Source organism: Pseudomonas sp. FW305-28, from assembly GCF_017351395.1.
GTDB lineage: Bacteria > Pseudomonadota > Gammaproteobacteria > Pseudomonadales > Pseudomonadaceae > Aquipseudomonas > Aquipseudomonas fluorescens_AA.
Map to the genome: position 1 here is coordinate 131,115 of NZ_JACNDD010000002.1, position 7,720 is coordinate 138,834.

The 7,720-nt window shown below is 50.4% G+C and carries 3 protein-coding genes and 4 pseudogenes; 2 read left to right on the top strand and 5 right to left on the bottom strand.

Translation table 11 applies throughout. The features are described 5' to 3' along the window. Positions 1-15: 15 nt before the first annotated feature. A pseudogene (locus tag J4E53_RS01285) lies at positions 16-213 on the bottom strand (phosphotyrosine protein phosphatase); the annotation flags it as partial. A gap of 91 nt (positions 214-304) precedes the next feature. Here J4E53_RS01285 and J4E53_RS01290 point away from each other — a divergent pair. Next, positions 305-1,642, top strand: coding sequence for a hypothetical protein (locus J4E53_RS01290; protein ID WP_103309416.1), 1,338 nt, complete (start codon positions 305-307; stop codon positions 1,640-1,642). A 117-nt stretch (positions 1,643-1,759) separates the two neighbouring features. Beyond that, positions 1,760-1,872: pseudogene (locus tag J4E53_RS01295) on the top strand (transcriptional regulator); the annotation flags it as partial. 76 nt (positions 1,873-1,948) lie between these two features. Here the strand turns inward: J4E53_RS01295 and J4E53_RS01300 are convergent. The 4 genes and pseudogenes from J4E53_RS01300 to J4E53_RS01315 form a co-directional block, all read right to left on the bottom strand. Further along, complete coding sequence (locus tag J4E53_RS01300; protein ID WP_103309414.1) at positions 1,949-5,758, bottom strand: hypothetical protein; 3,810 nt, start codon at positions 5,756-5,758, stop codon at positions 1,949-1,951. A gap of 161 nt (positions 5,759-5,919) precedes the next feature. Next, positions 5,920-6,630: a hypothetical protein gene (locus J4E53_RS01305; RefSeq protein ID WP_103309413.1), complete on the bottom strand. Its 711-nt coding sequence runs from the start codon at positions 6,628-6,630 to the stop codon at positions 5,920-5,922. 192 nt (positions 6,631-6,822) lie between these two features. Then, a pseudogene (locus J4E53_RS01310) lies at positions 6,823-7,261 on the bottom strand (ATP-binding protein); the annotation flags it as partial. Position 7,262: 1 nt separating this feature from the next. Beyond that, positions 7,263-7,496, bottom strand: a pseudogene (locus tag J4E53_RS01315) (IS21 family transposase); the annotation flags it as partial. Positions 7,497-7,720: the final 224 nt, after the last annotated feature.

Here is a 7,720-nt window from a genome sequence, read left to right on the forward strand (position 1 = left end):
GATTGCCCTAAATGCTCAAATACACAGGTACGGCGTCACCGCCAGCTCAAGCATGTCCACCAGCTCAGGATCCATGAAGCGATAGTCATCGGGAATATCCAGAACATGCAGCTGCTTGTGCTCAAGCAGCCGAGCGTACCCTGCCCGTAGACGATGCTCGTGCTTGCGCTCCATCACAAAAATGACATCGGCCCAACGGATATCCGCTGGGCCGCGTCGGATAGACTCACCCATAATCTGGCCGTTTTTCCCGCTCTCCTCCACGTAACCACGGAATGGCAAAAAAATTGAAGGACTCAGATTGATGTCAATTTCAATAGGGGATTTTTTCTACCCTTACGTAAAGTTCCTCCACGGCGCGGCCTACAACCTACACCAGATCCTGGAAGGCCTTGGCGTCGTATCATCGACCTTCACCGGGCGTAACGACGCCGGACAAATCATCGGAACTTACTGGTCGCCCGATGAAGCCATGGTGATCACGCTGGGCTATCTGATGATGCTGTCATTGCTGCTGATTCCCTTGCTGGCAGCAGCGGCCTTTACCGTGAGCAAGAAGCGAGGCGTGTTCATCTTCTTCGCGCTCCTGTTCCTACCCGGTGTGTTGAACTGCTTGGGCCTTTTCCCAACCATCAATTACCTGCCCATCCGCTACACCATCAATGGCGTTGGAAAGCTGGGCAGCGAAGTCGGGTTGATTCCCCTGTTGATGCTTTGCGCCCTCACCGGATGGGCTGTCATGGTCCTTGTTTATGACAACCTCAACCTCACCGAACGCTTCCGACAGCTATACGATCACTTCTGGTTTCCGCTGGCATTGGTCGCAGCGGTGTTCTTCGTGGCGGACAACGGCGCCAATGAAGACGCCGCACTGCTGAAGGAGGCGACAGCGAGCATCCAGGACGCCAGCGCGTTCCTGTTGGGCCAGATCAGGCGCTACGATGATTACTGTAAGGTTAATGGCCTGGGTAGCCTGAAGTCGTGCCAGTGGAGCAGTGATTCCCAGTGGACCTTTACTCACATCAAGGAAGGTGAAGCCAGCTACTTCATAGGTTACGCACCGGACGACTCCAAAGGGTTCTACGCCGCGAATAGAAGAACCCTAAGCGATGAGGACGTGATCGCCATTCGCACAGAGATCAACGACTACAACCAACGGTTGTGCCCCGTGAAGCACTTTTCTAATGTCATCTCGCGCTCATCGCCACTCTCCAGCACCTGCGAGTACGTCCCCCGTGGCTACTGCTCGGCCAATCCTGATGGTCCGCCAGGACTCGTAGACAAAAACATCAGCTGCCACACCGTAGCCTTGGCCAGCGAATGCATCATTCCCTGGCTAGCCGGTGCCAAGCCTTCCTTGAAACAGTTGTCGGCCCTAGTCAGCCAACATGACAAAGCCAAGAATCAGCGTTGGCTGTATTTCCTTGCTGTCGCTGTGGCGGTCGGAGCAAAAGTGGCGTTGGCGACTACCAAGCTGTGCTTGATTGATGCACGGCCTGTGGCTGATAGGCGTCGTGTTTTTAGGGCTGCACGGCATCGGCTGGGCCAGTGCATTCGTGTGCTGAAGCGTCTGCTGGTTGGTTCCGGCCGCTTAGCATGGTTCGCTGCAACCCGTGTATCCAAACTGCTTAAGCGAGAATAACACGGTGCGCCAACACTCTGCCATTAGGCGCACCGGGCGACGTGTGTGTTACACAAGGCCAATCTAGATAACGCAGGAGACAGACTAGTTTAGCTAAAAAAATCCGTCCCTAAATCCAAAAAAACCAATACCGGAGAGGTCATCGAAACTAAGGGTGAAAATCACAAAGTTTTGAAAGAATGGAAGCAAAGTATGGTGCCGACGCCGCCGAGGAATGGCTGAACAAGTAAAATAGACTCACCTAAGAAAGGGCCCATATGTGCCATTTTTTAAAAAAACTCAAAAAGCCACTTTTGAATGGTAGCTTCATAAATCTCTCTTGATGCTTCTCGCTACAACAAACTCAGCTTCACGATCATACGACTCAGCCATTTCTCGCAGCGAGGTTGAAAGACGATGATACCCCGCCTCCTCTAAATCGCTTGCTTTGGACCTGTACCCTTCAGCTAAAAGTTTCTCTCCTGCGCCTGTGGGATCAACCCAATGTGCTCCGCGCTGATTGTACAAAGCGGCTCTATAACCATCTCTCATGGGCTCTGCATCTTTTGCGTTTAATACAGTGGCTACCGAGCGATGAATCCAAAGTCCATCGAGATCCTGCGGTGCATAGATAAGGCAATGGCCGGTCATGGACATTGCCACTTCCAGATGTCCAGTCGTGGTGCACATCTCTTTCACGGCGCTAACCCAGCTCTTAAAAAAGTCTCCGTCAAATTCATCATTTAGTACCAGCCCCGGCAGATGCTGCCAATTATTTAAAAGGCGGTAGGCATTGGTCGCGACCCTTTGCTGCCCTTCATCAAGTGGAGTTGAATCATCAGTCTCGTTCTGATTCTTAGGTTTGAAAACAAGACGTATGACCTCACAGAAAAAATCAGGTTCTTGAGCGAGTTTTTTCCACAAAAAAATAGGTGAGGCATCGCTATGTTTGTCTAGCAATGGCAGGTATGCCCATTCGACACTAACTATATCACTCAAACTCACGCCAGAATGACGCTGCAGCGCTTTAATAACTTCCGTAGTCTGGTATGAATCGATAGAACTTTGAGGCTCATCTGAGCGAAGCGCTGTCAAAAGTGCCTTCACTGCTAATTGAGGATTGAATGGCGATTTTTTACGAATGCAAGCACCAATGCACCTTAAAGCTGCGTTCGGACGATCATTAATGATGAGCTTATCGATGGCAAAATCAATTTTTTCAGATTCCTCAAAAAAATTGGCAGATGTGGCCCGCCAATACCTATCATCGTCAGATGCGAGTAATCGCGCCACGTACTCCCAAGTTTTTTCATTGAAAGGTAAATATGATAAGAAAACACCCTTGTCAAATGGTGTCCACTTCGACAGATCAAGTTTATCGACCCAAGACCAACCCAGCGAATTAAACCGGCTCAACACAAATCCTTCTACAAAACTTACAATCTTTCTATCGCTACTACTTATTAAGTCAGGCAAAATTATCAAATCCACTTGACCAGAAGCAATTTTTCCATATGCAAGCCCTACTCGCCAAGAAGACTTTACGACCAAAGAAAAATTTATGATGGATGCATAACCACCTAAAGCTTCGATTTCGGCCAAGGCATTTTCACGTCTTAGACTAAGACGCTGGCTTTTTTCTTCAAAGCTTCCCCCTTCCTCATAAAAATCAAAATCTCTTTCACTGAATAGACGGCGATGGATAAAAGCTGGTGATGTAGGAGATAGTTTTTCCGCCGTGTCAGCGATCCTATTGATTCGTTCCAATGACATGGCCCATTCAGAATCAATGAATCTTCGGTGCTTAGAAATGACATCCACCAACTTGTTCCACAAAACAACGATATCGTCTTCAGACAAGAGAGCCGGCGCATCGACTTCTAAATAACTCAGAAACCTTTCACCTGCCTCTATAGGTAGGCACTCAATGCAATCTAGCACATCTGAAAATCTTGCAGGATCACTTGCCACTTCATCCACGAGCATATCTGCGTATCGTAGAACCTGAGAATGGTATTCTGATGCTTTTACTCCATCTGCCCAGTCATCTGGAATAGTTTCTCTCCACTCGGGTTTCCGAGTGCCCGAAGATGATGAGTGAGAGCTAGGCAAGAGAGCCAATAGAAGCCTCCAGCCCACGACGGGCTGTTCATCTACTATAAGCGACACTGCTGTATATCTTTGTTTTAAGGAAGCACATGTTTGTGGATACCAAGGGAGAAAAATATCTCTTAGCGAGTTTGCGGGACGATTTGCCCACTGACCACCTGAGTCAAGCAGGCATAGTTCTGCGAGGCAATATACCGCCCTATTTAAATAAATAGGATCCCATGCTAACGTTTCTAACGACCACAATAAGGCGCTAATATAAGTTCGACCCGTTATTCCTCCGCCCTCTTGGCGAAACAAAATTTCGAAAGGACCATTTTCATGTGCCAATGCATCCTCAACAGCCTTGAGAAAAATGCTGGGTGCAGCTTCCGCAAACAAGGGCAATAAATCCCCTAAACTTGCCCACTGTATCCAGCCAGCACCGGATAGCGTTTCATAAACGGTATTGGAGGCAGTTGCCTCCGCCTTATTAGGCTTACATGAAATCAGTGCTTTAGCGTGATTACCTACTAGAGCTAGGGTTTCGGCCAACCCCCTTCTTAATTCCTGCGAATGAAGTAAAACCTTTCCGTGAACAGCTGCCGCGTAGCGTTGTTCAACAGGGAGGTCAAATTGAGGATCTGCCTCTGTGAATACCGAAACAGCGATAGCTCTAAAACGATCGAGATGTTCGTCAAATATCCTCGGCCCTAACGCATACCAGCCTTCAAAGCGTAAGCTAAATTTCCAATCTCCATATTGATGAATTAGGGGAGTGCCCGAGGCGAGTGCTGCAACTCGCATTGACTCAATCCACTCCCCGTAACATTTTCCCGTTAGGTTTTCCACAATAGTGCGATCAGCGGAGCACTCATCAGCCCAAGCCCCTAGCATCATCGCAACTGCTAATTCCGATGCGACAGATCCTTCAGCCCACTCAGGCATCAATGAAAGGTTTTGGAGGCACCGGAGTAAAGATCCGAGGTTTCCTGCACACTTTTGGGCCAACGAGCGAGCTCGTTCCTCTCCGTATCCCGAGTGAGTGAGTGCCTCTTTAACATCCTGTGAACGAGGATTGTGCAGCGACGCACTGGCAGGGTCTGGAATACCGCCCGCCGCGCCTCCAAAAATAACTGCGTGTCCTGCACGCCTTGCCATTTGGATCAACTTGGTGCCTGAAGCTCCGCTCAGATCTAGCCCGGAGTCTGCAATCAAGAAGAGCTTTTCTCTCTGAGCGGATAAAGCCTTCCAAGTTTCCACCGTCGACACAACGAGACAACGTCCAGCGGCATCAGCCCTGAACTCTTCACCCTGCTCAGCCAAATATGCGGAGACAAAATCCACAACCTGATCTGGGTAGCGGGTGCTGAGTTTTAATTGAATTGCATTCCCAACGAAAATCTCATGAATTTTTGAGCAAGCTTCATCCCTACCTGTAAGAAAGACGCGGGGCATCAAGGATGGCGGCTCACCAATAGAGCGAATCAAGTTCCAGCGCTGGTCGGGTGTCTCGATGGTTTGGGGCAATCCAATGATTATATTTGCAAGCCATAGCTCCACCGCCGGGAACTGGCAAATCCAGTCGATTAGCTTTGTGCCGTCAATGATTCTTACTTCCGCCCATTCGCCCCTGGCTATTCGATCCTCTAGCCACCGCCCTTGAGAGTCCTCCTTCCAAGTGTGTTCCCAATCCCTTCTGCCAGAAAGGGGCGTGACAAATACAAAGCTCGACTGTCGCCGAATATTTTCGGGGATTGCCTCGACCAAGCCGTTGTAGTCAGCAGTAGCTTTATCACCCGCTTTGAGCCCAGTACCTACCTCCCAAAATGATCTTCCTTCCGGTACGAACGGATCAAAAGATAGATTCACATGCAACACACCATCCGGGCCGTGTTGACCGATGCTATCTCCCAATGGAAACCGACGCTCCAGCGGGGCCGGACATGACGCTGCCACCAAACGCCAAATTAATTCAACTATTACTCCCTGAGCATCACGAGCGTTTCCACGAACCCATTCGTCCAGCTGATTTTCGGTGAGGATCATCCCTGCCTGCTCCTAGTTTTTTCGCCTATTACTCGATGCCCAAAGCAAAAGGGGACGGATTACTAGCAGAATAGACCAACCTTTTTTAGCTGGGTGTCCTGCGCACAGCCACAAGTAACAGCATCGGAGCTCTTGACTGAATGACGCCTCATACGTGTTAATCAATCAGAATCCGAAATTTTATCCAACACTTGCTGAGTTTCGACCTGTTGATTTTTTGAGTGTCTCCGGCGCCGCTGCTCTCTAGCCATTTGTCTCTTTTCATGGGCCCGATCTAAGGCGCTGTAGACGTCGACCGTCAGGTGCTCTCGAGACAAGTCGGCCAAATTTTTCTCCATCCCCTTAAGATGGCGAACCACATCAATTGCTGGTTCATTTCCGAGTCGGCTAACCCCTTCATGGTCAGACATACTCAAAATATAGAAATGTCCCTCCCGCTTTTTATTCGAGCTGCTTCGACGCCAAGATATTTCCACTTCGAACACTTTCCCTTTCAATGGAGCGTAATCGGAAAGGTAGCTGCGAAGGCCCACGCCTGGTTTCAGAACACTCACAGACTCGAAGGGAATCTTTGCGTTGACGCCCCTGGCTTCTCCGTTTTGAAGCGGTGGGTTGAAGGAAACCTTAACATCATAGGCCGTGGCGTTACCCGTGTTATCGATGAGTAAATCAAAGTGTCGTACAGACCATCGATTGGGACTTAGGGTCACCACCACGTGAGGTTGTGCTGAAGCCTCAGCCATTCGCGTGGTCTCTCGGGCAAGAACCAGCGTTACTCGCCAGAGGAAAAATGTCGCCACCGCTGTGGCGATTGTACCCAACAAGCCACCAATCCCCAGCAACAAACTCTGCCAAGGTTCCAAATCAGGCATAAATTTCTCCTATCCGTGGTTATAAAAAGCAACCGCTCCCTACGGTTCTGCTATGAACAGAAAATCTGAACGCTTGAACGCTACCATGCGTATTCCCCCACCATCCGGCGACTCAGCCCACCAACATACGGCCACCTGTTCAACGCTAATCCGGCCAGGCCGGTCCTAGCGCAGCGACGCAGGTTTGCATTGTTAATCAGAAGCCCCTGCCGTCGTCAATTTCGTTACACGCCTGCACATCGATTCGCCCTTCAGTTCGATCCGATAAGCGTTGTACACCAACCTGTCGAGGATCGCATCGCCCAAGGTCGGATCGCCGATCAGCGCGTGCCATTTGTCCACAGCGTCGAGCGGTTACCGTAATGGTCGTCCAACAGCTCAAGCATGTCCCGCCGGCCATTAATTTGACGAAGCGACCATCTCCGTGGGCCAGGCCCAGTTCCTCTATCAGGCGCGGCAGAAGCAAGTAGCGCACGCTGTAGCCGTCCCGGCAGGCCTTGTGGGCATGCGCGCAGGCGAGCCAGGTTTTAGGGCCGCCGATGATCAGGTTGAGACCGTCGCGCAGCCACTGGCCGCTGTCTAGTTGCAGGATCAGGGGCTTGTCCAAGCCACGCGGACTGCGGTAATCGATGTACCGGATGTTGATCACTGGGGACAGCGGGCGGCGTCGGAAAAAGATGCCGTTGCAACTCGGCGTCAGTCAGCGCAGAGGGCCAGGCAAGGTCGCTGGCAGCAAAGCGATTGAAGTACTCACCGACGCTGGCTCGACCTACTTGCAAGCTGATAGCGACCTGGAGGGTAGATAGGCCAACCTCGAATTTAAGACGTAGCACTTCTCGAATCTTACGCACGGATAACTGCTCCACGACGACCTTTCTGCGTCGATAAAAGAGGTCGATGGTAGTGAATTAAATTCGGCGTTGCTGCCTGCCTTAAGGGTGGCCGGATAGCCGTGGAATCCGCACTTGAGACCGCTAAGCCGCCGTGAAAGGACAAAGAACACGTAGCCAAATGCCACTACTAACGCTATCTTATAGACAGAAAAATATCGCTAGATCAATAAGCTTAGGCAAAGACCGAAGCCTTGCTC

Bases quoted from the DNA above. Each gene is read 5' to 3' on its own strand.
- J4E53_RS01300 (WP_103309414.1), bottom strand. From the start codon at position 5,758: ATGATCCTCACCGAAAATCAGCTGGACGAATGGGTTCGTGGAAACGCT.
- J4E53_RS01290 (WP_103309416.1), top strand. From the start codon at position 305: ATGTCAATTTCAATAGGGGATTTTTTCTACCCTTACGTAAAGTTCCTC.
- J4E53_RS01305 (WP_103309413.1), bottom strand. From the start codon at position 6,630: ATGCCTGATTTGGAACCTTGGCAGAGTTTGTTGCTGGGGATTGGTGGC.